Genomic DNA, 23644 nt, shown 5'->3' with positions numbered 1-23644 from the left:
AAGCGGGAATGTCGGAAATCAGGCCTTGAGCAGATGGCGGGCGATGATCATTCGCATGATCTCGTTGGTGCCCTCCAGAATCTGGTGAACACGAACGTCTCGCAGGAAACGCTCGATCGGGTAATCCCGCAAATAGCCGTATCCGCCATGAAGCTGCAGCGCTTCATTGACCACGTTGAAGCCTGTATCGGTCGCAAGACGCTTTGCCATCGCGGCAAGCTTGGTGGCATTCGCCGTCTTGGCATCCACCTCTGTTGCGGCCTTGTGCAACAGCAGGCGCGCGGCTTCCAGCTCGGTTGCCATGTCTGCAAGGCGGAATTGCAGCGCCTGAAACTCGGCCAGAGACTTGCCGAACTGCTTGCGTTCTTTCAGATACTCGGTCGCCCGCTCAAGACAGGTTTGCGCCGCTCCCAAAGAGCAAGCGCCGATATTCAGCCGTCCTCCATCAAGACCCGCCATGGCAAACTTGAAACCTTCGCCTTCTTCCCCGATCCGGTTGGTTTTGGGAACACGGCAGTCCTGGAAATTGACCTGAGCTGTTGGCTGGCTCTTCCAGCCCAGCTTGATTTCCTGGGCACCGAAGCTGAGACCGGGCGTCCCCTTCTCGATGACGAGACAGGAAATGCCTTTCGGGCCCTCCTCACCTGTACGGACCATCGTCACATAGATGTCGGACACTCCGCCGCCGGAAATGAAGGCCTTCGAGCCATTCAGAACATAATGGTCGCCGTCATCAGCGGCTCTGGTTCTCAGGCTTGCTGCATCAGACCCCGAACCGGGTTCAGTCAGACAATAGCTGCCGATGATCTCCATCGTACACATGCGCGGCAGATACTTCTGGCGAAGCACCTCGCTGCCGAACGTGTCGATCATCCAGGCGGCCATGTTGTGAATGGAGATAAAGGCTGCTGTCGAGGTACAGCCCTTGGACAGCTCCTCAAAGATGATTGCCGCATCCGTTCGGGTCAGCGCCGAGCCGCCGACATCCTCGCGCACATAAATGCCTCCGAAGCCGAGTTCGGCTGCTTTTCGCAGGGTCTCGATGGGGAAGTGAGACGTCTCGTCCCATTCGCGGGCGTGGGGTTCCATTTCCTCGCGAGCAAAGGCTGTTGCCATGTCCTGAAAGGCACGCTGGTCTTCGTTGAGTGCAAAATCCACGTCCGGACCTCCCGTTACGCCCGTGTTGTTCCGGGCTTCCATCCTTGAAATTGCGGTATGAAAGGAATTATCCAATTTTGACGTTTTGGTCAATCAATCCATTTTTCATATGTAATTACATAGATTTTTCTAGGTGTTGGACAGCAAAGAAAGCCGTGATAGTTTCGGCGCAACATGTTCCATTTCCGCTCTGCCGGCACTGCACTCAGGATTCCCGTTCAATGACATCCTCCTTTCATGTCCCGTCCGTATCCGCCGACCACATGGACGAGCTTCTGGCAGGGCGCCGCATGCGCCGCAATCGCCGCACGGACTGGTCGCGGCGTCTGGTTCGCGAAAACACCCTGACCGTGGACGACCTGATCTGGCCGATCTTCCTTGTTGATGGCGAAAAGATCCGCGAAGCCGTGCCCTCCATGCCGGGCGTTTATCGCTATTCGGTTGATGAGGCTGTTTTGGAAGTTGAGCGTGCAGCCGCGCTCGGCATTCCGGCTGTGGCTCTCTTTCCGAATACCGACCCGTCCCTTCGGGATGCCACCGGAACGGAAGCCCTGAACTCGGACAACCTGATCTGCCGCGCCTGCCGTGCCATCAAGGAAAAAGGCCTGAATGTCGGCCTGATCACCGATGTCGCCCTGGATCCCTATACAAGTCATGGCCATGACGGGATCATGGAAGGCGAGACCATTCTCAATGACACGACCGTCAACCAGCTTTGTCATCAGGCGCTGATTCAGGCTCAGTCCGGCGCAGATGTGATTGCCCCGTCGGACATGATGGATGGCCGCATCGGCGCCATTCGCCAGTGTCTTGATGCCAACGGTTTCCGGGATGTGCAGATCATGGCCTATTCGGCCAAATATGCGTCCGGCTTCTACGGTCCGTTCCGCGATGCTGTCGGCACCAATGCGACGCTGATCGGCGACAAGCGCACCTACCAGATGGATCCGGGCAACACGAATGAAGCGCTTCGGGAAACCGAACTCGACATTCAGGAGGGCGCGGACATGGTGATGGTCAAGCCGGGCCTGCCTTATCTCGACATCGTTCGCCGTATCAAGGACACCTTTCAGGTCCCGACCTATGCCTATCAGGTATCGGGGGAATACGCGATGATCGAGGCGGCGAACGCCAATGGCTGGATTGACGGCGAGCGCGTGATGCTGGAAAGCCTTCTTGCCTTCAAGCGCGCTGGCGCTGATGGCATCCTGACCTATTTTGCACCGCGCGTTGCGGAACTTCTGGCCAAGAAATAATGACACAGCAAACGTCCCTGCCCGTCACGATCGATGACATCCGGCAGGCGGAAGAAAGCATCAGGGGCGCGGTTCTCAAGACACCGTGCCTTCCGGCTCCCCGTATTTCCAAACTGACTGGCGCTGATGTTTTCGTCAAATACGAGAACATGCAGGTGACTGGCTCGTTCAAGGAACGCGGGGCTCTGGTCAAGCTTCTCAGCCTGAGTGAGGAAGACCGCAAGCGCGGCGTCATCGCCATGTCTGCCGGAAACCACGCGCAGGGAGTTGCATTTCACTCCAGCCGTCTCGGCATTCCGGCAACCATCGTCATGCCGGAAACGACCCCGTTCGTGAAAGTGGCGGCAACCCGCGAATTTGGCGCCAATGTCATTCTCGCTGGCGAGAATGTTGACGAAGCGCGCGAAGAAGCGCGCCGTATCGCGACAGAACAAGGCCTTGTCTGGGTTCACCCGTTCGATGATCCTCATGTGATTTCAGGTCAAGGCACCATCGCGCTGGAAATGCTGCAGGATGTTCCGGACCTTGACGTCCTGATTGCCCCGATCGGTGGCGGCGGCCTTGTGTCGGGCATGGCTGTTGCCGCCAAGGCCATCAAGCCATCCATTGAAGTCATCGGTGTCGAAACAGAGCTCTACCCGGCCATGTGGGGCGCCGTTCACGGCAAGGACGTGACCTGCGGCGGACCGACGATTGCGGAAGGTATTGCGGTTCGCAATGTGGGCGAACTGACACGACAGATCGTCAAGTCGATCGTCGACCGGGTTGTTCTGGCGAAGGAAAGCGTGATCGAGGAAGCGATCAACGCCTATCTGATCTACCAGCACACGATCGCCGAAGGGGCCGGAGCTGCGGCCCTGGCCGGTCTTCTGACCGAGAAAGAAAGCCTGAAGGGCAAGAAGGTCGGTCTGGTTCTGTGCGGCGGCAACATTGACCCACGGCTGATTTCTTCCATCGTGGTGCGCGAATTGGCCCGCGGGGGACGGATGGTCTCCATACGGATCGACACGCCGGACCGCCCGGGCGTCCTCGGCGATATCACAACCATCATCGGCGCTGCGAAAGGCAATGTCGTGGAGGTCGCCCACAACCGGTTGTTCCTGAATGTTCCGGCAAAGGGTGCGACGCTGGATGTGACCTTCGAAGCCTTTGACCGCGCCCATGGTCAGGAGATCGTCGACCGTCTGCGCGCCGGAGGCTACACGGTCAAACGTCTGGACCTCGGGCAAGCCATCACCGAGCCTTGAGAGCACTGGGCGTAAAGCTTTTTGATCTCGGGTATTTGCGTTTTGTGGTTGCAGTCCCCACATGTTTCCCTGAAACACAATGGAGACCTTGATGACGACCGACACTACGACCGCAGACAGCAGACAGGATCAGTACGATCCGCTGGTGCATCCGGAGCTGTTTTCCGGGGTTCGGTCGCGGCGGCTTTTTGCGTTTTTCATCGACGTGGTCGGGATCTTTATCCTCACGAGCATTGCCGCAATCGTGGTGTTCTTCCTCGGCATCTTTACGTTTGGCCTCGCCTGGCTGCTCTATGCGGCCATCGGACCGGTAGTGGCCCTCCTCTATGTGGCCTTTACCCTCGGCGGACCGGCAGCGGCAACCCCGGGCATGCGGGCCATGGGACTGGAAATGCGCCTTTGGTACGGAGCAAAACCCTACCCGCTTCTGGCAGCTGTCCATGCCCTGATGTTCTGGTTCTCCGTCAGTCTGCTGACCCCGCTTATCGTGCTGGTCTCGCTGTTTTCGGATCGCAAGCGCCTGTTGCACGACCTTGTTCTGGGAACAGTCGTGATCAACACAGACGCAAATCGGGATCGATTCTGATCCGCCGAAGCTGCCGCACCGGTTTGGAATGAAGAACCGGGACCGTGGTCCGAAATGGAAAGACTTTCTCCCCAAAGCCCGTTCTTCTCAAGAACGGGCTTTTTCTTTCTATTCAAGCTGTTCTATTCTCCGCGCTGAGGCTGGGCGGCTCCTAACTGCGTTTTTCAGGCGTTGCCCGTTATTGTGTGAAAACAGGCGGGTGTATGCATTCCATTGACATAGCCATGGCGCTGACCTTTTTGGTTATCGCCACAACAGTCATCCTGTACGCCACTGAAAGGTTTGCCATTGAAACGATCGCGCTGGGCTCGGTCGTTGCCTTTATCGCCATCTTTACCGTCATCCCGGTCGAGACAAATGGCGCACTAATCACGGCTGGCGATTTCCTGAGCGGATTTTCAAATCCGGCGCTGATCACGGTGATCTGCCTTTTGATTATCGGTCAGGGATTGTTTCAAACCGACGCGCTTGAGGGACCGGCAAAAGCCATCGTGCGCTGGACACGCGGCAAGACCGCCCTTGCGACCGTGCCGATCCTGATTGCTGTCGGGATCCTGAGCGCCTTTTTGAACAACACACCGGTTGTGGTGATGTTCCTTCCGATCTTGAGCGCGGTTGCGGCAACGACCGGCCGCTCCGCCTCCCGGGTGCTGATGCCGCTGTCATTCATTGCCATCCTCGGCGGCATGACGACCCTGATCGGCTCCTCAACGAACCTGCTGGTGGCGAACTATGCTGCCCAGAGCACAGATCTGAAGCTCGACTTTTTCAGTTTTACGCCCATCGGCCTTATCCTGGCGGGGGTTGGCTCCCTCTATGTCCTGATTGTTGTTCCGCGCCTGCTGCAGCCCAGAAAGACGATGGCGGAAGAAATCCAGGGCCAGTCCGGCAAGCAGTTTATTGCCCAGATCCATGTGACCTTCGGCCATCCGTTGGTGGGGATGGAATCAGTCTCGGGCATGTTCCCGGCCCTCAAGGACATGACGGTTCGCCTCGTGCAACGTGGCGAAAAGCCGATCCTTCCGCCATTTGAGAATGTGTCCCTCCAACCCGGAGACACGGTGATTGTCGCGGCAACCCGCACGGCTCTTGCAAATGCTCTGGCTCGCCGCCAGCCGATCATGGACCCGGAAGCAGCCACAACGCCGGATGGACAGGATACCCCGTCCCTTTCTGCCGATTCGATGACACTTGCCGAAGTGGTTGTTGCTCCGGCTTCGCGGTTGATGGGGCGCACCTTGCCGCAATCCGGTTTCCACGCAGAAACGGATTGCGTGGTCATGGGCATCCAGCGCCGCAGCCGTATGCCGCGCATGGCGATGAATGACATTCGCCTCGAAGCCGGTGACGTTCTGCTTGTAGCGGGCGGCGCCGAGGAAATCGCGCGACTACGCGGAAACCGCGATGTGCTGCTGCTCGACTGGTCGGCTGCGGAGGTTCCGCGTCGCCGTCACGCTCCCAAGGCTCTGGGGATCTTCGCCACGGTCGTTCTTCTTTCCGCCACAGGACTTGTTCCCATCGTCGCCATGGCTGTCGCCGGAACGTTTGCGATGATTGCGACCGGCTGCCTGAATACGCGTCAGGCTCTGCGAGCCATCGACAGTCGGATCTTCATGCTCGTGGGCGCATCCCTTGCCGGCGCTGTCGCGCTGGAAGCAACGGGCGGCGCGTCGGCTATTGCCAGCGGTCTTGTAACGGTCCTTCAGGGACAGCCGCCTGCAGTGATGCTCTCAGCGCTCTTCATGATCGTGATGATCCTGACCAACTTCCTGTCGAACAACGCCGCCGCAGTCTTGTTCACGCCGATCGCCATCAACATGGCAAACCAGATCGGTCAGTCGCCGGAGGCTTTCGTCGTCTGCATCATCTTTGCAGCCAACGCGTCCTTTGCAACGCCCATCGGCTATCAAACAAACCTGATCGTGATGGGCCCCGGGCATTACCGCTTTTCGGACTTTGTACGGGCCGGTGTTCCCCTTGCGCTAATTTTGTGGTTGACCTTCACTCTCGTCGCCCCATGGTATTACGGACTGTGATAGGCTAATCTTCCAGAGAACAGACGGGAACGGGAACAGGCTTTGACACGCCACCATACGGACCACCCGCAATTCTATCTGACAGCCCCCTCGCCTTGCCCGTATCTGGATGACCGGCAAGAGCGGAAGGTTTTTACGCACCTGATTGGTCACAATGCGCCTGCACTGAATGACGTCCTGACACAGGGCGGCTTTCGGCGAAGCCAGAACATTGCCTATCGTCCGGCCTGTGAAAACTGCCGGGCCTGCGTGTCCGTGCGCGTCCGGGTGAAGGACTTTGTCTGGACCAAGTCGTTCAAGCGGCAATGGAAGCAATGCGCGGACATTATCGGTGCCCGTCTTCCCGCAAGCCCGTCAGCGGAACAATACGACCTCTTCCGGGATTATCTGCTTTCCCGACACGAAAGCGGCGGAATGACGGAAATGAGTGTGCTGGACTATGCCATGATGGTCGAGGACACCCATGTGGAAACCATGGTGATCGAATACCGCCGCCGGGGACCGGACACGTTTTTGACCGGTATGGGCGAAGGTCCGCTGCTTGGCGTCGCACTTAGCGACCAACTGGCCGACGGCCTGTCGATGGTCTACTCCTTCTACGATCCGGCAAACGACAAGGCCGGTCTCGGCACGTTCATGATTCTCGACCACATCGAGCGAGCGCGCCGGATGAACCTTCCCTATGTCTATCTGGGATACTGGGTCGATGGGTCACCGAAAATGGCTTACAAGGCCCGCTTCCGGCCTCAGGAACACCTCGGGCCAGACGGCTGGACCCGCGCCGATAGCCCTGATCTCAAGTAGAAAGTGGTCTCCACCTGCCAGTTAAGGCCGGGGAATCATGTTCCGGATATCTGCAAACACCGACTTGAACATTTCCGGGGTCAATCGCCCGGTGTTGGTGTTGTATCTCGAGCAATGATAGCTGTCGAAGAGCGTCAGGTTTCTGACGCCTAGATCATGCCGTCCGCCATGGGAAAAGGGATAAAGCGTCTTTTTCAGCCCGAGCGTGGTCAGGAACGTGTCGTGGGCAATCCGCCCCAAGGCAAGAATGGCAACGATGGATGGGTTCGCGTCAAGCGTTGACAGGAGATAGGGCCTGCAGGCTTTCACCTCGGCACCAACCGGCTTGTTTTCCGGTGGCAGGCAGCGAACTGCGTTGGTGATCATCGCCTGGTGCAAGGTCAGACTGTCATCCGGTCTTGCTTCATAAGTGCCCGAAGCAAAACCGAATTCCAGCATGGTCTCGTAAAGAAGGTCACCGGCATAGTCGCCGGTAAAAGGCCGCCCCGTCCGATTCGCTCCCTTCAGCCCAGGCGCCAACCCAACGATCAAAAGCCCAGGGTCCCGGTCCCCAAACGAAGGAACTGGGCCATTAAACCAGTCGGGATATTGCTGCTTGAGCTCCGTCCGCAATGAAACAAGGCGCGGACAAAGGGGGCAGTCCAGGGGCGGATCAGTCGGAAGTGTCGTCTGGCCGCCCGGTGTCTTACCGGGCGCCATCAGATCAGTAATCGTCGTCTTCGTCGAAATCCTGCTCCGGAGCCGGACGCATCGGCCGCTCGGACGGATCACGGCCGATCTTGTTTGCAAGATTCGCAAGGTCGATGAAGTGGTCTGCCTGACGGCGCAGGTCGTCGGCGATCATCGGAGGCTGGGTCTTGAGTGTGGAAACCACACTTACCTTGCGGCCACGGCGCTGCAGGGCTTCAACGAGCGAGCGGAAATCACCGTCGCCTGAGAAGAGAACGATGTGATCCACATGTTCAACAAGCTGCATGGCATCAACGGCGAGTTCGATGTCCATATTGCCCTTGACCTTGCGACGACCGGAGCTGTCAACAAACTCCTTCACCGGCTTGGTGATGACCTTGTAGCCATTATAATCTAGCCAGTCGATCAGCGGGCGAATAGAAGAATACTCTTGGTCTTCGATCAGTGCGGTGTAATAGTAAGCACGCAGCAGATAAGCCTGTCCCTGAAATTCTTTCAACAACCGCTTGTAGTCAATGTCGAAACCGATGGCTTTTGCCGTTGAATAAAGGTTTGCTCCGTCAATAAACAAAGCAACCTTTTCTCTTGCATCAAACATTCTTTTGGAGACCTTTCTCGTACTATATGCACCTTACGATAGTGGCGCTCTCAAAAAATCAGCAGAAAATAAGCAGCTGATAGGTCGCCCACCGTTTAGCCCATATAATAGCCGGAGCCGATTAACCGACTCCTATTTTTGTTTTTGTTTTCCCGCACGGTTATTGCATTCGTAATTTTACCGCCAGACTTCGCTACACTATTTCCCGACGACTACGCAATGCAAAATACGTACTCTTAATGTTACTACATGGATTTTCGGGGATTGGGCTAACGTAACCGTACTTTCGAACATGTTTATGCATTTAATGTCAGGGGTTGCTTCCCCTATATACCCATACTATAAGCTGGCAACTCAAGACTCCCTAATTCAAACGATAATGGAGACGTGGTATGGCGCGCGTGACCGTCGAGGATTGCATCGACAAGGTCGAGAACCGGTTTGAGCTGGTTCTGTTGGCTGCTCATCGCGCTCGCATGATCTCAAGCGGCTCCCCGCTCACTGTTGAGCGTGACAACGACAAGAACCCGGTCGTGGCCCTCCGAGAAATTGCCGAGCAGACTGTAAGCCCGGAAGACATGAAAGAGGACCTCATTCATTCCCTGCAGAAGTATGTGGAAGTGGATGAGCCGGAAGAAGATGCCGTTCCGCTGGTTCCTTCATCCAACCAGAACGTCACTCAGGTCAATGCTGTGGACGATAGCGCCATCGAATTCGACCGTATGTCGGAAGAAGATCTGCTGCGTGGTCTTGAAGGTCTGGTCCCGCCGGACCGCAGCAACGACGACGTTTAATCAAATCCTGCATGACACTCGGTTCGTGGGACACCTCATGGCCGAGTGTTTTTGGTTCCGGACTACCGTCCCGGCCCAGAAGTGGAGTCGGTCTCGGCCATGATGCGCCAATATGAACTCGTAGAACGAGTCACACGATACAATCCGGACGCCGACGAAGCCCTTCTCAACAAGGCCTACGTTTACGCCATGCAAAAGCATGGCTCCCAGACGCGAGCTTCCGGGGACCCTTATTTCTCCCATCCTCTCGAAGTTGCCGCGATCCTGACAAATCTCAGGCTTGACGATGCAACGATCGCCGTTGCGCTGCTTCATGACACGATTGAAGACACGGACGCGACGCGGGCGGAAATCGACAATCTCTTCGGCCATGAAATCGGCAAGCTCGTTGACGGCCTGACCAAGATCAAGCGACTGGACCTCGTGTCCCGCAAGGCCAAGCAGGCCGAGAACTTCCGCAAGTTGCTTCTTGCCATCGCTGATGATGTTCGGGTGCTTCTGGTCAAGCTTGCCGACCGCCTGCACAACATGCGCACGCTCCATCACATGCCGGAGCACAAGCGTGGGCGCATTGCCGAAGAAACGATGGAGATCTACGCTCCCCTCGCCGGCCGGATGGGCATGCATGACATGCGCGAGGAGCTGGAGGACATCTCCTTCAAGACGCTCAATCCCGATGCCTACGAGACGATCACGGAACGCCTCGACGGGCTGCGCGAGCGCAGCATGGACATGATCGCCAGCATCGAAAAGACACTGACCGAGCGCCTCGCTGAACGCGGTATGGCCGCCGTGGTCCAGGCGCGGGAAAAACGTCCCTATTCGATCTTCCGCAAGATGCAGCGCAAATCCATCGGCTTCGAGCAGCTGTCGGACATTTACGGCTTTCGCGTCGTGGTCGGGACAGTTGAAGCGTGTTACCGCGTTCTGGGTGTCATCCACACTGCTTGGCCGACGGTTCCCGGCCGCTTCAAGGACTACATCTCGACCCCGAAGCAAAACGACTACCGGTCGATCCACACCACCATCGTCGGTCCATCCCGTCAGCGCGTCGAACTGCAGATTCGCACCGCCTCCATGGACCGTGTTGCCGAGTTCGGCATCGCAGCCCACGCGCTTTACAAGGACGGCGAGTTTGGCGGGCGGAACATCGCCAGCCACACCGACGATTCGCGTGCCTATGAATGGCTGCGCCGGACAATCGATCTGCTTTCACAAGGCGATACGCCGGAAGAGTTTCTCGAGCATACCAAACTTGAGCTCTTCCACGATCAGGTGTTCTGCTTCTCGCCAAAGGGTCGACTGATTGCTCTTCCCAGAGGCGCGACGCCGATCGATTTTGCCTATGCGGTTCACACCGACGTCGGCAATACCTGCGTAGGCTGCAAGATCAACGGCAAGATCATGCCGCTGGTCACGGAACTGCGGAATGGTGACGAGGTCGAAATCGTACGCTCTGCGGCCCAGACACCTCCTCCTGCGTGGGAGAACATTGCGATCACCGGCAAGGCCCGTGCCGCCATTCGGCGCGCGACGCGCGAGTCGGTTCGCAAACAATATAGCGCGCTTGGAGAGCACATCCTGCAGCGGGCCTTTGCCAGGGCGAACAAGTCCTACTCTGAAAACCTGCTGAAGGTGGCCCTGGAAGAGCACAACTTCCCGTCACTCGATGAAATGATGGCAGCGGTTGGACGGGGCAACATCGGAGCCGGAGAAGTCCTGAAATCGGTTCACCCGGACTATCAGGATGAGCGCGCGCATCACACGCCACGGGCGCCTGAGGAAGGCTGGTTCGACCTGAAGAAGGCAACAGGTCTGAAGTTCCGGATACCTGTCGATCAACTTCATGCTGATGCCCCGGACACGAACGACGATGACACTGCCGATCCAGCGCTTCCGATTCGTGGTTTGTCGGGCGATGTTCCCGTTCGGTTTGCACCCGATGGCGGCGCTGTACCCGGCGACAGGATCGTTGGCATCCTGACGCCTGAGGAAGGTCTGACTATCTATCCGATCCAGTCGCCGGCCCTGAAGGAATTCGATGATCAGGCAGATCGCTGGGTCGATGTGCGCTGGGATATCGATGTAGATGATCCGGAGCGTTTCCCTGCCCGGCTGACAATTGCCGCTGTCAACGAGCCCGGCTCATTGGCCACGATTGCTCAGGTGATCGGGGAAAACAACGGCAACATCGACAACGTTAAGATGGTTCGAAAGGCCGAAGACTTCCACCAGATGATAATTGATCTGGAGGTATGGGATTTGAAACATTTGAACCGGATAATCAATCAACTGCGCTCAAAGCCAAACGTTTCGTCGGTAAGCCGTGTGAACGGCTGACAACGTTTTGACATATCAAAGGGGTTATATCTGGACCATGACTCGCGACCAGGTACTCGACATTTTCCGTGAAGCAGGTGCCTTTCTGGAAGGTCACTTCATTCTGACCTCCGGCCTGCGCAGCCCCGTGTTCCTGCAAAAGGCGCGGGTATTCATGTATCCGGAAAAGACCGAGCGGCTTTGCAAGGCGCTTGCCGAGAAGATCAAGTCCGCCAATCTTGGGGAAATCGACTACATCGTCTCCCCTGCTCTGGGCGGCCTGATCCCCGGTTACGAGACAGCCCGCCACCTGAATGTTCCGGCCATGTGGGTTGAGCGCGAAGGCGGGGAATTTCGTCTGCGCCGCTTCGAACTGCCTGAAGGCGCACGCGTGATTATTGTCGAGGACATTGTCACGACAGGTCTTTCCAGCCGTGAAACCGTGAATGCATTGCGGGCCCTTGGTGCGGATGTGAAGGCTGTTTGCTGTCTGATTGATCGATCCGGCGGCGAGGCAGATGCAGGTGTGCCTATTGTCGCACTTGCCGAATACAAGGTTCCGGCCTACGAAGCTGATAAGCTTCCTCCTGAACTGGCCGCCATTCCGGCGGTAAAACCGGGTAGCCGCGGACTGGCTTGAGTATGATGAGTATGTGAGTACGGATACCCGATGCTTTTTAAGAGACGAAATTCGCCGACACGGATCGAAAAGCTGAGGGTAGCCGTTTGGCCGCGTCACAGCTGGGCCCGGTCGACGCGTTATCTTGGAAAGCGGGTTCTTCGCCTGACCGCAACACCGCATGTCATTGCCATCGGATTTGCTGCTGGCACCTTTGCTTCCTTTACTCCCTTCATAGGGCTGCACTTCATCCTGTCCTTCGCCCTTGCCTATCTGGTTGGCGGAAACATGATTGCGTCAGCCTTTGGAACCGCCGTTGGCAATCCGATCACGTTTCCATTTATCTGGGCCTCGACCTACAAGGTCGGGCAATGGATTTTGACCGGCAGTGCGCCCAAGCACCATGACGCGCGTTTGAATATGGAGCTCCATGAGGGCCTGTTCTCCCGCTCTCTGGACACCATTCTGCCGTTGATCAAACCGATGGTCATCGGTGCGATCCCGTTGGGCCTGATTACAGGTGCTGTGTGCTACTTCATCGTGCTGAAGAGTGTGGAAGTCTATCAGCGGCGTCGGCGTAACGTACTGGATCGTAAGAAACTGTTTCGCGGCAGACCCTTCCGCGGCTCCACGCAGGACTGAACCTGCGCTTGCCCTTCCCTCTCTCAGTGATGGCACCAGATGATCATCGGAATCGGCAGCGACCTCATTGATATCCGGCGGATCGAACAGACGCTGGAACGTTTCGGGGATCGGTTCACCAATCGCGTCTTCACCGAAACTGAACGGCGTAAATCGGACCGGCAGAAACTGCGGGCGGCCTCCTATGCCAAGCGGTTTGCGGCAAAGGAAGCGTGTTCCAAGGCGCTTGGCAGCGGCGTTCGCATGGGCGTGAGCTGGCGCGAGATGGGTGTTGTCAACTTGCCGAGCGGGAAACCGACGATTGAACTCACGGGCGGAGCGATGGACCGTCTCATGGCTCTGGTCCCAGAGGGTTTTCGCCCGAGGATCGACCTTACCATCACCGACGATTATCCGCTGGCTCAGGCCTTCGTCGTGATTTCCGCATGGCCGTCGGACTGGCCGCAGGCACCGGATGCGCCGGTCGCGGATTAGGGTCAGGAGCCATTAATTTGATCGAAATGGCGCAGCAAACGGCAAAGAGTTGCAAGGAAAAGCGTGATAAGCGGGCTTCCTGCCCGATTGAGCGGTTTGACGCCGCAGATCAAAGCTGTTTTAGCGTCCCTCCGGGATCAAACACCTAAGGCTATCCACATACCGCCTCGTTTTGGCCATGGCAAACTGCCATCAAAACAGCCAATGACATTGCTAGTCCCCCTTCTAGGGGTTATGAGTTTTTCCACTTCGCCAGAAAACTGTTCCGTGTTGCGGAACACCAAGGGACAAAATGAGCGTGACTGAAGAAAAAACCGAGAATGAGGGCGGGCTTTGGGAAACCGTGAAGGTCATCATTCAAGCCCTGGTTCTAGCGCTTCTCGTCCGAACCCTGTTGTTCCAGCCGTTCAATATCCCGTCCGGTTCCATGAAGGACACGCTTCTGATCGGCGACTACCTCTTCGTGTCGAAATATAGCTACGGCTATTCGCAATATTCCTTCCCGTTTGGGCTTGCTCCCATAGAAGGCCGGATCATGGCCAGCGAACCGGAGCGCGGCGATGTCGCTGTCTTCAAGCTGCCGCGGGACAATTCGACCGACTATATCAAACGCGTAATCGGCCTTCCTGGCGATCGGATCCAGATGATCGAGGGCGTGCTGCACATTAATGATGTGCCTGTCCCGCGCGAACGGATCGACGACTATATCGAGCAGACCCCGTTTGGCGGCGTGCAGCGTGTTGCAAGATACCGCGAAACCCTTCCGAACGGCGTGAGCTATGAGACCCTTGACCTCACCGAGCGGGGACAATGGGACAATACGCGCGTTTATGAAGTGCCTGAAGGGCACTATTTCATGATGGGCGACAACCGCGACAATTCCGTCGATAGCCGTGTGATACCGGCGGTCGGATTTGTGCCTTTCGAGAACTTTGTAGGCCGTGCCGAGATCCTCTTCTTCTCCGTTGAGGAAGGCCAGTCTGCCTGGATGTTCTGGAACTGGCCGTGGAGTGTTCGTTGGGATCGTCTGTTCAAGACACTCTGATTGCTTAGGCCCAGAGCCTGAAAGAGCTGACATGGCAAAACAAGCTGACAAGGCGCTGAGGCAACTGTCTGAGCGCCTCGAATACGTTTTCAAGAACGAGGCGCTTCTCAAGAAGGCCCTGACCCATGCAAGCGCACTTGGGCCGGGAGAAGGCGTGAACGAGAGCTATCAGCGGCTCGAGTTTCTTGGCGACCGTGTTCTTGGAATTGCCGTCGCGACGATGCTGCACCAGAACTTCCCCAAGGCCGATGAGGGCGAGCTGGCTCGTCGCTTCAATCACATGGTCAAGCGGGAGACCTGCGCGGAAATCGCCATCGAGCTCAATCTCGGCGAAGCCATGCGGATCGGTCACAGCGAAGCGCAAACCGGCGGACGCAAGAAGACGGCGCTTTTAGCCGATATCTGCGAAGCGGTGCTTGCGGCCATTTACCTCGATGGCGGTTTCGATGCGGCTTATGATTTCGTCCAGCGTCTGTGGAAAAGGCGGATGATGACCTGGAGCGGTCCACTGCGTGACGCGAAGACAACCCTGCAGGAATGGGCACAGTCCAAGAGCCTGCCCACCCCCACATATGACGTCATATCCCGTGACGGTCCCGACCATGCGCCGCAATTCGTTGTGGGCGTTACCGTCAAGGGACTGAAACAAGGGGAAGGCAAAGGCGGTTCAAAGCGCCTTGCGGAACAAAATGCTGCCGAGGCCGTGTTGCGGCGCGAAGGCGTCTGGAACGGATAAGATCACTTGACCGACGAAAACACACAGCTTCCGACCGAGGAACCGACCCGCGCAGGCTTTGTTGCCCTGATCGGCGCCCCCAATGCCGGCAAGTCGACGCTGCTCAATCAGCTGGTTGGCACCAAGGTGTCGATTGTCACACACAAGGTGCAGACGACGCGCGCCATCGTGCGCGGCATTGCAATGCATGATCGATCGCAGCTGATCTTCGTGGACACGCCCGGGATCTTCAAGCCCAAGCGGCGCCTGGACCGGGCAATGGTAGACACCGCATGGAGCGGTGCGCGCGATGCGGACCTGACCGCCCTCCTCATTGATGCGCGCAAGGGCATTGACGAAGAGGTCGAGGCGATCATGACCCGCCTTGCCGATCTGCCGGGAGACAAGGTGCTGATCCTCAACAAGATCGACGTCACAAAGCGCGACCACTTGTTGACCCTTGCCCAGAAGGCCAACGAAATCCTGCAATTCAAGGAGACTTTCATGGTCTCCGCCCTGAACGGCGATGGGGTTACATCCATTCTGGATCACTTCGCCAAGGCGGTGCCGATGGGGCCATGGCTCTATCCGGAAGATCAGCCTTCTGACTTGCCAATGCGTCTTCTGGCGGCAGAAATCACCCGCGAGAAGCTGTTCGAGCGCCTTCATCAGGAACTTCCCTATATTTCGACCGTTGAAACGGAACGTTGGGAAACCAAGAAGGACGGCTCCGCCCGGATCGAGCAGACCATCTACGTGGAACGAGACAGCCAGAAAAGCATCGTTCTTGGCAAGCGCGGCCAGACGATCAAGGCCATCTCGCAAGCATCACGCGAAGAACTTGCCGATATCATCGAAGCACCGGTACACTTGTTCCTGTTTGTGAAAGTGCGCGAGAACTGGTCCGATGATCCGGAACGGTATCGCGAAATGGGGCTTGAGTTTCCAAGCTGACCTGACCGGGATAGACGGACGCTGAGATGGAATGGACCGCCTCCGGCATTGTTCTTGGTTCCCGAAAACACGGCGAAAATGATGTAATTCTGGAAGTGATGACCGAGTTGCACGGTCGTCATCAGGGGCTGGTGCGCGGCGGACGATCCCGCACCCGTCAACCGCTCGTCCAACCTGGCAACGAGCTGCAATTGACCTGGCGCGCACGCCTGCAGGATCATCTAGGCATCTTCTCGATTGACCCGGTCCGCTTTCGGGCCGCCGAACTCATGGCCAATCCTCTGGGTCTCCATGGCGTGCAGCATATAGCTGCACTTCTACGGCTCCTGCCGGAACGCGATCCCCACCCGTCCCTCTTCAAGGCAACAGAAGTCGTGCTGGACAACCTGTCCGATTGCGGCGTCGGCGCTCCGCTGCTGATCCGTTTTGAACTGGAATTGCTCAACGAACTTGGTTTCGGTCTGGACCTCGGCAGCTGCGCCGCGACCGGGACAACCGATGACCTTGCCTATGTATCGCCAAAATCCGGACGGGCAGTCAGTAGGGATGCCGGACAGCCCTATCACGACAAACTGCTGCCCCTGCCCGATTTCCTGATCGACGGACAAAGGCAACCGGGCTCTGAACTGCTTTTCAAGGACATCGCCAACGGTTTTCGGCTGACCCGCTATTTCCTGTCACGGCACGAAAACTGGCAATCGTCCCCTGCCCTTGAGAACGTCCGCCAACAACTCATTCTCAGTATCGAGAAGGACTACAGGCAGAACCACGCGTGGCAGTTCACAGAGGACTGATTTTTGTCGGAGATGCGTTTCAGGAAGCAGACGCCCAGGCTTCCCGCTGCTTGCATTCGGCCTTTTCCAGACAGTCGGCAACATCTGTCGGGGGAAGCGGGCGGCCAAGCAGAAACCCCTGAACCAGATCACCGCCAATTTCCTTGACCGTTTCAAGCTCTGCCGCGGTTTCCACCCCTTCAATCACGCAGTCGATATTCATGTCGTGGCTGAGGGTCAGAAGCGACTTCACGATGCCGTAGCTCGTGGGGTCAGAGGTGATGCCTTGCACAAAGCTGCGATCCACCTTGATCTTGTCCAGTGGCAGTTCATGCATCTGCTTCAGGCTTGAATACCCGGTCCCGAAATCGTCGAGAGAAATGCGAACGCCCATTTTCTTCAACGTCCGAACAGCCTTCAGCGCCTGATCATAGTCCCACATGACCGCCGTCTCTGTGATCTCGAATTCGATGCGCTCCGGCTGAAAGCCCGACCTTTCGACAATGCCCAGAAGCTGGTTGACCGTATCGGCAGAAGACAGGTTTGTGGCGGACAAGTTGAAGGAAAGACCAACCTCCTCCGGCCAGTCCTTTGCTTCCCGCAAGGCGCGTTCCAGCAGGTAACTTGTCAGCTGACTGATATAACCGGAATGTTCAGCAACCGGGATGAAGTCCGACGGCGGAACATTGCCGAGTTCCGGACTATTCCATCTGGCAAGCGCTTCGAAGCACCGCACACGATGCGAGCGGATATCGATGATCGGCTGGTACTCCAGCGACAGTTCCTCGAACAGATTTGCGTTCAGAAGGGTTCGCTCAAGAAGAACCGTCTTTCGCATCTCCTCCCGCTGCGCCTCGCCAAAGAGGATGAACGGCTGGTCACTCTTGCGCTTTGCAACCCGAAGGGCAAAAGCTGCGTTTTCATAGAGATGGACATAGGAGGATGTTTCCCCCTCGAGAATGGCAACGCCGACGAACCCGGAAAGAGACACACCGCCGCCCGGCACGAGGAACGGTGCGTTGAAGATGTCCCGGATTTCCCGGCCCTTCATCTCAATTTCACGTGCATTGGCAGCGTTTTCGATCACCACGCAAAACTCGTCCCCGCCAAGACGCGCAATAAAGCTTTTTCCGACATTCGCTTTCAGCCGTGTTCCGACCTGTAGCAGGAGGCTATCACCCGCCACATGACCAAAGAGGTCATTCAGGGCCTTGAAGCCGCCAAGATCGAATAGGCACAGGCCCAGAAGCTGTTCTTTGGCCAAGGCTTCGGAACACTTTGATTCCAGAACATTGAAAAATAGTCGGCGATTGGGCAACCCCGTCAGCGCGTCATGATTGGCGAGCTTTTCGTTTTCCCTCGCAAGGCGCTCCGTTTCCTCAGCCTTCAGCTCCAACTGCGTCTGCTTCGCCTTCAACTGCTGACCAATGGTCACCAGCTGCAGGAAGTCGTCGTAATAGTTCCGGAAAACAAAGACAAGCGCGCCGCAAAACACGACAGAGCTGATGAACACGGCAAAATGATCAAAGTTCTGATAGACCAGAAAATAGGTCATGCCGATCACGTTGATGCAAAGCACTCCGACCAGCATTGCTGTACGAAGATGCAGAACGCAGAACATGATGGAAACTGTTCCCACGCAGACCGTAAAGATCACCTGCCCCTGCAGGGCAAGGTCCCCGTAGGGAAACAGACTGAATCCCCAGAAGCCAAAGAGGAGCGGCACAAGGATCGCCATGACGTGCGACCGGTCGAGCTGCTTCTTTGCCTCCAGAACAGAGACGTCCGCCTTTCGCGCTTTCAGCCAGTTGACGATGCGAAACGCCGAAACAATCGAAACGAGAATGGGATAATAGATGACAGCCCAGGCGGGAGCGACCGACCAGTGAGAAATGGCAAGACTCCACCCCCCGACCAGTCCGATCAAGTAAATGAGCGGCGCCTGTCGGGACAGGGATTTATATTGCGCAATCACCAAGTCCGGATTTGATATCGAAGCCGGCGGATTCTTGTCCAACCAGCTCATGCCCACCCAATCCTCGCCGGTGTTATTCCTGCCTTGTCTGCCACGTTTCACCGTACGTTCGAGTTGACAGCCCTCTCAGGCAACCAAGCGAATTTATGTCGAGGCCCTACCCGTCTACGTGTTTTAACTTACCACATTTACTTTACGCTGCGACAGAATTCTAACACTACGCTTAATGCAGCGTCGGCACAACCACGGGGATCCTCAATATTCCCGATGATTTGAAAACATGGTTTCAAGCATATTGTGAAAACCGGTGAATGATCGCCATATGCTCGCGTTTGCGCTCTGTTGAGATTGTGCAAGCCTTCCGAAGACGGTAGACCTCAATTCATGGGAAACGAGACGATTCCGCCGAAAGGCCCGGATGGCGTACAGGGCATTGATTTGCGGACAGCGCTTGAAGAGCGCTATCTTGCCTATGCGCTTTCCACAATCATGCACCGGGCGTTGCCGGATGTCCGCGACGGCCTGAAACCTGTCCACAGACGCCTGCTTTATGCAATGCGGTTGTTGAAACTTGATCCGGGCTCTGGCTTCAAGAAATGCGCCCGTGTTGTTGGTGATGTGATCGGTAAATACCACCCGCACGGTGATCAGGCGGTTTATGACGCCCTCGTGCGCCTCGCGCAGGATTTTGCCCAGCGGTATCCTCTGGTCGATGGTCAGGGCAACTTCGGTAACGTGGACGGCGATAACGCGGCCGCCATGCGTTACACCGAAGCCCGCCTGACGGACACGGCCAAACGCCTGCTGGACGGTCTTGACGAAAACGCGGTCGATTTCCGGGAAACCTACGACGGTGAAGAACGCGAACCTATCGTGCTGCCGGGCGGGTTTCCGAACCTGCTTGCGAACGGGTCGTCGGGAATCGCGGTCGGCATGGCGACGTCCATTCCGCCGCATAATGCGCATGAACTCTGCGAAGCCTGTCAGGTCCTGATCAAGAACCCGAACGCGGAAGTCGACGAACTTCTGCAACATATCAAGGGCCCGGATTTCCCGACTGGCGGGCTTCTGGTTTCCGACACGGCAACCATTCGCGAAGCCTATGCCACAGGCCGTGGCAGCTTCCGCGTTCGCGCCAAGTGGGAAGTGGAAGACCTTGGGCGCGGCCAGTGGAATGTCGTCATCACGGAAATCCCCTATCAGGTGCAAAAGTCCCGCCTGATCGAAAAGATCGCGGAACTCCTGACTGCCCGCAAGCTGCCGCTTCTGGACGACGTTCGCGACGAATCGGCGGAAGACATCCGCGTCGTGCTGGTACCGCGCTCGCGCAATGTCGACCCTGCCCTTTTGATGGAATCGCTCTTCAAGCTGACGGACCTGGAAAACCGGTTCTCGCTGAACATGAACGTTCTGTCGCGCGGCAAGGTGCCGATGGTGATGGGCGTAAAGCAGGTTCTGCGTGAGTGGCTCGACCACCGCAAGGAAGTGCTGATCCGTCGTTCAGAGCACCGGCTTGGCCAGATCAATCACCGGCTTGAGGTTCTGGAAGGCTATCTGATTGCCTACCTGAACCTGGATGAAGTGATCCGCATCATCCGCGAGGAAGATGACGCCAAGGCAGAGTTGATCCGTACCTTCTCGCTGACCGATGTTCAGGCCGAAGCGATCCTGAACATGCGTCTGCGCTCCTTGCGCAAGCTGGAAGAGCTGGAGATCCGCAAGGAACACGAAAAGCTCACCGCCGAGAAGGACGAACTGGTCAAACTGCTCGGATCAGACGCACGCCAGTGGACGCGAATTTCCAAGGAAATCGCAGAGATCTCCAAGGCCTATGGCCCTGAAACGGATCTGGGCAAACGCCGCACAGGGCTTGCCGAGGCTCCGGAACACGATCTGGGCGATATCCAGCAAGCCATGATCGAAAAAGAGCCGATCACGGTGATCATCTCCGAAAAGGGCTGGATCAGGGCGCTGAAGGGCCACCAGAGCGACTTGTCGACCCTGACCTTCAAGCAAGGCGATGCGCTGAAACTGTCCTTCCATGCCGAGACGACGGACAAGCTTCTGGTCTTCTCCACGGGCGGCAAGTTCTTCACCTTGTCTGCGGCCAACCTTCCCGGTGGACGCGGGCACGGCGAGCCGATCCGTCTGATGGTGGAGATGGACGAAGCGCAGGATGTCGTGTGTGCGTTCGTTCACAAGCCCGGGCGTATGCTCCTTATCGCAAGTAACGAGGCGCGCGGCTTTGTCGTTGCCGAGGAAGACGTTGTTGCCAACACGCGCAAGGGCAAGCAGGTTCTGAACCTCTCAGCTCCCGCAGAAGCGACCTTGTGCGTTGAGGCCAACGGCGACCATGTTGCGGTCATCGGACAGAACCGTAAACTGCTGGTGTTCCCGCTTGCGCAGATTGCCCAGATGAACCGTGGCCGCGGCGTGCGCCTGCAACGCTACCGCGATGGTGACATTGCCGACATGCGGGTCTTCAAGGGCGAGGAAGGCCTCACTTGGGTCGATTCTTCCGGCCGCAGCTTCAACAGATCTCTGGATGACCTGGCAGACTGGCGCGGTGACCGCGGTCAGGCCGGACGCCTCCCCCCAACCGGTTTCCCGCGCACCAACAAGTTTGGAACACCCGGGCTGTAAATCCGGGGATGCGGTTTTTGCTATCCCCCTCTCGACGTGACCCAGAACTCCCGGCATTGTGACCGGGAGTTTTTTGTTGTGGCACGAAGAGGTCCAGATGATCGGGGCGTTCACGTTCAACACCAGTCAGCGGATCGTTTTTGAACGTGGCTCTTCCGCAAGGCTTGCAGAGCACGGTGCAGCTTTTCTTGGCGATCACCCGTTCATAGTAACCGACAAGGGCATTGTTGCTGCGGGGCTGCTTTCACCGGCTTTGAACGGTCTGCGAGGCGCGCAGAAGCAGTTTGAGGTCTTTGATGCAGTCGCGGCGGACCCGTCACGATCCATCGTGATGGAGGCTATCGAGACCGCGCGCAGGCATCGTGCGACCTCAGTGATCGGGCTCGGCGGTGGCTCCTCTCTTGATGTTGCCAAACTGGTGGCCCTTTTGGTGGGGAGCGGTGAAGACCTTGACGAGGCCTGGGGCGTCAATCAGGCAAAAGGCCCTCGCCTTCCGCTGATCCTTGTTCCAACCACTTCCGGGACCGGCTCGGAAGTCACGCCTATTTCGATCATTACCGTGGAGGACGACGAAAAGCGGGGTGTCGTTTCACCGCTAATCCTGCCCGATATGGCTGTTCTGGACCCGGACCTGACCCTTGGGTTGCCTGCTCCCGTTACGGCAGCGACAGGCATTGATGCCATGGTCCACGCCATCGAGGCCTATGCGTCAAAAAGCGCCAACAACAATCCGGTATCTCGAACACTTGCGGTAGAAGCCCTGAAGCTCCTTGGCGACAACCTTGAAACGGCTGTCAACGAGCCGGGCAACATCGATGCGCGAAGCGGCATGCTTCTCGGTTCCATGCTGGCCGGGATGGCGTTCGCGAATTCACCTGTGGCCGCTGTTCATGCGCTCGCCTATCCGATTGGCGGCACCTTCCATGTTCCGCATGGCCTTTCCAACGCGCTTGTTCTGCCGCATGTGCTCCGCTTCAACATTCCGGCCGCAGCCCAGGCCTATGCCGAGCTGGCACCCCATGTCTTTCCGGAACTCAGCTTCCTGCAGGATGCCGGGGAAAGAGCCGATGCCTTTGCCGCAGAACTGGCGATCCTCTCGCAAAGAGTCGGCCTGCCACAACATCTTTCGGATGTTGGAATTTCGGCGGTGGACCTTCCGAAAATGGCAAAGGATGCGATGAAACAAACGCGGCTTCTCGTCAACAATCCAAGGCCACTTGAAGAAGCAGATGCGCTTGCGATCTATGAGGCCGCCCTGTGACAAATGCAGACCAGCACAAAGCTCCGCGTCCCACTCCATTGTCGCGCGATCAGTTCCGAAACTTTTCCACAATCCCGACGCGGTGGATGGATGTGGATATCTACGGTCACGTCAACAATGTCCAATATCTGAGCTTCTTCGATACCGCAGTTAACAGCTGGCTGGTCAGGCAGGGTTTGCTGGACCCGGCAAACTCGCCGACCGTCTTCCTCGTCGTCGAGACAGGGTGTCACTACTTTGAGGAACTGAAGTTCCCGGAAATAATCGACGCAGGGCTCAAAATAGAAAAAATAGGTTCTTCGTCAGTCATTTACAGCATCGGCCTGTTCCGCGAGGGAGCGAATACCACAGCTGCTCTGGGACGGTTCGTTCATGTTCTGGTGGACCGGAAGGAACGAAAGCCCGTGACGATCTGCGGGCCTATGCAAGACAAATTATCAGAGCTTCTCTAAGCAGAATATTGCGGCTTGACAGGCGCATGTTTTCCACATGCTATCCACATACTGCGCACAGGCTCCCCACATGTTTTCCTGTGGGATTTCTGTGAACCGATCAGCCCATGGTCTTCATGATGCGGGATTTTTCGCGCTGCCAGTCGCGCTTCTTTTCAGTCTCGCGCTTGTCATGCAGCTTCTTGCCCTTTGCCAGGGCCAGTTCCAGCTTCGCCCTGCCCTTGTCATTGAAATAGAGCTTGAGCGGGACAATCGTCTTGCCCTCTTTCTGCACGGCGCCGGCAAGCTTGCCTATCTCACGCTTGTGCAGCAGGAGCTTGCGCGGTCGGCGCGGCTCATGGTTGAAGCGGTTGCCCTGCAGGTATTCAGGAATATAAACGTTGTAGATCCAGATCTCGCCCTGATGTTCAGCCGCGTAGGATTCGCCAATATTGGCCTTGCCGGTGCGAAGAGACTTTACTTCTGTCCCCTTCAGCTCGATCCCGGCTTCCAGAACATCCTCGATCTCGAAATTGAAGCGCGCCTTCCGATTGTCTGAGACAACGGTCTTTGCGGGCGCGTTCTTGGAGTTCTTTTGGGCCATTCTTTTATCCTTTTTGCCCA

At 57.0% G+C, this 23644-nt stretch carries 22 protein-coding genes; 17 read left to right on the top strand and 5 right to left on the bottom strand.

Going from position 1 to position 23644, the window contains the following annotated elements:
- Positions 1-18 precede the first annotated feature (18 nt).
- Positions 19-1158, bottom strand: a complete 1140-nt coding sequence (locus F0155_RS05390) for an isobutyryl-CoA dehydrogenase (protein WP_150523463.1) — start codon at positions 1156-1158, stop codon at positions 19-21.
- Between the two features lie 263 nt (positions 1159-1421).
- Here F0155_RS05390 and hemB point away from each other — a divergent pair, with 263 nt between their 5' ends.
- The 5 genes from hemB (at position 1422) to F0155_RS05365 (ending at position 7087) form a co-directional block, all read left to right on the top strand.
- Positions 1422-2414 carry a porphobilinogen synthase gene (hemB, locus tag F0155_RS05385; protein WP_244303466.1) on the top strand — a complete coding sequence of 331 codons (993 nt, stop codon included), beginning with the start codon at positions 1422-1424 and terminating at the stop codon, positions 2412-2414.
- Entirely contained in the window at positions 2414-3661 is a 1248-nt protein-coding gene (locus tag F0155_RS05380; protein ID WP_150523461.1) for a threonine ammonia-lyase, read from the top strand. Before hemB ends, F0155_RS05380 begins: the two co-directional genes overlap by 1 nt.
- 91 nt (positions 3662-3752) lie before the next feature.
- Positions 3753-4247 carry an RDD family protein gene (locus tag F0155_RS05375; RefSeq protein ID WP_150523460.1) on the top strand — a complete coding sequence of 165 codons (495 nt, stop codon included), beginning with the start codon at positions 3753-3755 and terminating at the stop codon, positions 4245-4247.
- Between the two features lie 203 nt (positions 4248-4450).
- Positions 4451-6283 carry an SLC13 family permease gene (locus F0155_RS05370; protein ID WP_150523459.1) on the top strand — a complete coding sequence of 611 codons (1833 nt, stop codon included), beginning with the start codon at positions 4451-4453 and terminating at the stop codon, positions 6281-6283.
- A gap of 42 nt (positions 6284-6325) precedes the next feature.
- Positions 6326-7087, top strand: coding sequence for an arginyltransferase (locus F0155_RS05365; RefSeq protein ID WP_150523458.1), 762 nt, complete (start codon positions 6326-6328; stop codon positions 7085-7087).
- Between the two features lie 21 nt (positions 7088-7108).
- On the opposite strand, the gene F0155_RS05360 is transcribed toward F0155_RS05365, so the two are convergent.
- Both F0155_RS05360 and F0155_RS05355 read right to left on the bottom strand, forming a co-directional pair.
- Complete coding sequence (locus F0155_RS05360) at positions 7109-7786, bottom strand: uracil-DNA glycosylase (RefSeq protein ID WP_150523457.1); 678 nt, start codon at positions 7784-7786, stop codon at positions 7109-7111.
- Positions 7787-7790: 4 nt separating this feature from the next.
- Positions 7791-8375, bottom strand: a complete 585-nt coding sequence (locus F0155_RS05355; protein ID WP_150523456.1) for a LabA-like NYN domain-containing protein — start codon at positions 8373-8375, stop codon at positions 7791-7793.
- Positions 8376-8767: 392 nt separating this feature from the next.
- Here F0155_RS05355 and rpoZ point away from each other — a divergent pair, with 392 nt between their 5' ends.
- From rpoZ to recO, 9 genes are all read left to right on the top strand, one after another.
- The gene (gene rpoZ / locus F0155_RS05350) at positions 8768-9169 is read left to right on the top strand and encodes a DNA-directed RNA polymerase subunit omega (RefSeq protein ID WP_150523455.1); all 402 of its coding nucleotides are present in this window, start codon (positions 8768-8770) and stop codon (positions 9167-9169) included.
- A gap of 99 nt (positions 9170-9268) precedes the next feature.
- Complete coding sequence (locus tag F0155_RS05345) at positions 9269-11509, top strand: RelA/SpoT family protein (RefSeq protein ID WP_150523454.1); 2241 nt, start codon at positions 9269-9271, stop codon at positions 11507-11509.
- Positions 11510-11546: 37 nt separating this feature from the next.
- Positions 11547-12128 (top strand): orotate phosphoribosyltransferase, encoded by a 582-nt coding sequence (pyrE, locus tag F0155_RS05340; RefSeq protein ID WP_150523453.1) that lies wholly within the window; start codon positions 11547-11549, stop codon positions 12126-12128.
- Positions 12129-12158: 30 nt separating this feature from the next.
- Positions 12159-12749 (top strand): DUF2062 domain-containing protein, encoded by a 591-nt coding sequence (locus F0155_RS05335; protein WP_150523452.1) that lies wholly within the window; start codon positions 12159-12161, stop codon positions 12747-12749.
- A 39-nt stretch (positions 12750-12788) separates the two neighbouring features.
- Positions 12789-13223 (top strand): holo-ACP synthase, encoded by a 435-nt coding sequence (gene acpS / locus F0155_RS05330; protein ID WP_150523451.1) that lies wholly within the window; start codon positions 12789-12791, stop codon positions 13221-13223.
- Positions 13224-13515: 292 nt separating this feature from the next.
- Positions 13516-14268: a signal peptidase I gene (gene lepB / locus F0155_RS05325; RefSeq protein WP_150523450.1), complete on the top strand. Its 753-nt coding sequence runs from the start codon at positions 13516-13518 to the stop codon at positions 14266-14268.
- 31 nt (positions 14269-14299) lie between these two features.
- Positions 14300-15004, top strand: a complete 705-nt coding sequence (gene rnc, locus F0155_RS05320; RefSeq protein ID WP_150523449.1) for a ribonuclease III — start codon at positions 14300-14302, stop codon at positions 15002-15004.
- A 6-nt stretch (positions 15005-15010) separates the two neighbouring features.
- Positions 15011-15937, top strand: a complete 927-nt coding sequence (era, locus tag F0155_RS05315; RefSeq protein ID WP_150523448.1) for a GTPase Era — start codon at positions 15011-15013, stop codon at positions 15935-15937.
- A 26-nt stretch (positions 15938-15963) separates the two neighbouring features.
- A complete protein-coding gene (gene recO, locus F0155_RS05310) occupies positions 15964-16731 on the top strand; it encodes a DNA repair protein RecO (RefSeq protein WP_150523447.1) in 768 nt (255 codons plus the stop codon).
- A 19-nt stretch (positions 16732-16750) separates the two neighbouring features.
- Here recO and F0155_RS05305 read toward each other — a convergent pair whose 3' ends face one another.
- Entirely contained in the window at positions 16751-18736 is a 1986-nt protein-coding gene (locus tag F0155_RS05305; RefSeq protein WP_150523446.1) for a putative bifunctional diguanylate cyclase/phosphodiesterase, read from the bottom strand.
- A gap of 333 nt (positions 18737-19069) precedes the next feature.
- Between F0155_RS05305 and parC the strand changes: the two genes are divergently transcribed.
- The 3 genes from parC to F0155_RS05290 all read left to right on the top strand — a co-directional run bounded on the left by parC (position 19070) and on the right by F0155_RS05290 (position 23041).
- A complete protein-coding gene (gene parC / locus F0155_RS05300) occupies positions 19070-21328 on the top strand; it encodes a DNA topoisomerase IV subunit A (RefSeq protein ID WP_150523445.1) in 2259 nt (752 codons plus the stop codon).
- Positions 21329-21425: 97 nt separating this feature from the next.
- Complete coding sequence (locus F0155_RS05295; protein ID WP_150523606.1) at positions 21426-22589, top strand: iron-containing alcohol dehydrogenase; 1164 nt, start codon at positions 21426-21428, stop codon at positions 22587-22589.
- Positions 22586-23041 (top strand): acyl-CoA thioesterase, encoded by a 456-nt coding sequence (locus tag F0155_RS05290; RefSeq protein WP_150523444.1) that lies wholly within the window; start codon positions 22586-22588, stop codon positions 23039-23041. Before F0155_RS05295 ends, F0155_RS05290 begins: the two co-directional genes overlap by 4 nt.
- A gap of 100 nt (positions 23042-23141) precedes the next feature.
- On the opposite strand, the gene smpB is transcribed toward F0155_RS05290, so the two are convergent.
- Positions 23142-23624 carry an SsrA-binding protein SmpB gene (smpB, locus tag F0155_RS05285; protein ID WP_150523443.1) on the bottom strand — a complete coding sequence of 161 codons (483 nt, stop codon included), beginning with the start codon at positions 23622-23624 and terminating at the stop codon, positions 23142-23144.
- Between the last annotated feature and the right edge of the window lie 20 nt (positions 23625-23644).

Source organism: Roseibium sediminis, from assembly GCF_008711325.1.
Taxonomy (GTDB): domain Bacteria; phylum Pseudomonadota; class Alphaproteobacteria; order Rhizobiales; family Stappiaceae; genus Roseibium; species Roseibium sediminis.
Note: the sequence above shows the minus strand (reverse complement) of the source record. Positions and strands in the feature narration are given on the sequence as shown.

What these genes read in the sequence shown, in the direction of transcription:
- hemB (WP_244303466.1), top strand. Translation starts at nt 1,422, where the DNA reads ATGGACGAGCTTCTGGCAGGGCGCCGCATGCGCCGCAATCGCCGCACG.
- F0155_RS05380 (WP_150523461.1), top strand. Translation starts at nt 2,414, where the DNA reads ATGACACAGCAAACGTCCCTGCCCGTCACGATCGATGACATCCGGCAG.
- F0155_RS05375 (WP_150523460.1), top strand. Translation starts at nt 3,753, where the DNA reads ATGACGACCGACACTACGACCGCAGACAGCAGACAGGATCAGTACGAT.
- F0155_RS05370 (WP_150523459.1), top strand. Translation starts at nt 4,451, where the DNA reads ATGCATTCCATTGACATAGCCATGGCGCTGACCTTTTTGGTTATCGCC.
- F0155_RS05360 (WP_150523457.1), bottom strand. Translation starts at nt 7,786, where the DNA reads ATGGCGCCCGGTAAGACACCGGGCGGCCAGACGACACTTCCGACTGAT.
- F0155_RS05355 (WP_150523456.1), bottom strand. Translation starts at nt 8,375, where the DNA reads ATGTTTGATGCAAGAGAAAAGGTTGCTTTGTTTATTGACGGAGCAAAC.
- rpoZ (WP_150523455.1), top strand. Translation starts at nt 8,768, where the DNA reads ATGGCGCGCGTGACCGTCGAGGATTGCATCGACAAGGTCGAGAACCGG.
- F0155_RS05345 (WP_150523454.1), top strand. Translation starts at nt 9,269, where the DNA reads ATGATGCGCCAATATGAACTCGTAGAACGAGTCACACGATACAATCCG.
- pyrE (WP_150523453.1), top strand. Translation starts at nt 11,547, where the DNA reads ATGACTCGCGACCAGGTACTCGACATTTTCCGTGAAGCAGGTGCCTTT.
- F0155_RS05335 (WP_150523452.1), top strand. Translation starts at nt 12,159, where the DNA reads ATGCTTTTTAAGAGACGAAATTCGCCGACACGGATCGAAAAGCTGAGG.
- acpS (WP_150523451.1), top strand. Translation starts at nt 12,789, where the DNA reads ATGATCATCGGAATCGGCAGCGACCTCATTGATATCCGGCGGATCGAA.
- lepB (WP_150523450.1), top strand. Translation starts at nt 13,516, where the DNA reads ATGAGCGTGACTGAAGAAAAAACCGAGAATGAGGGCGGGCTTTGGGAA.
- rnc (WP_150523449.1), top strand. Translation starts at nt 14,300, where the DNA reads ATGGCAAAACAAGCTGACAAGGCGCTGAGGCAACTGTCTGAGCGCCTC.
- recO (WP_150523447.1), top strand. Translation starts at nt 15,964, where the DNA reads ATGGAATGGACCGCCTCCGGCATTGTTCTTGGTTCCCGAAAACACGGC.
- F0155_RS05305 (WP_150523446.1), bottom strand. Translation starts at nt 18,736, where the DNA reads ATGAGCTGGTTGGACAAGAATCCGCCGGCTTCGATATCAAATCCGGAC.
- parC (WP_150523445.1), top strand. Translation starts at nt 19,070, where the DNA reads ATGGGAAACGAGACGATTCCGCCGAAAGGCCCGGATGGCGTACAGGGC.
- F0155_RS05295 (WP_150523606.1), top strand. Translation starts at nt 21,426, where the DNA reads ATGATCGGGGCGTTCACGTTCAACACCAGTCAGCGGATCGTTTTTGAA.
- smpB (WP_150523443.1), bottom strand. Translation starts at nt 23,624, where the DNA reads ATGGCCCAAAAGAACTCCAAGAACGCGCCCGCAAAGACCGTTGTCTCA.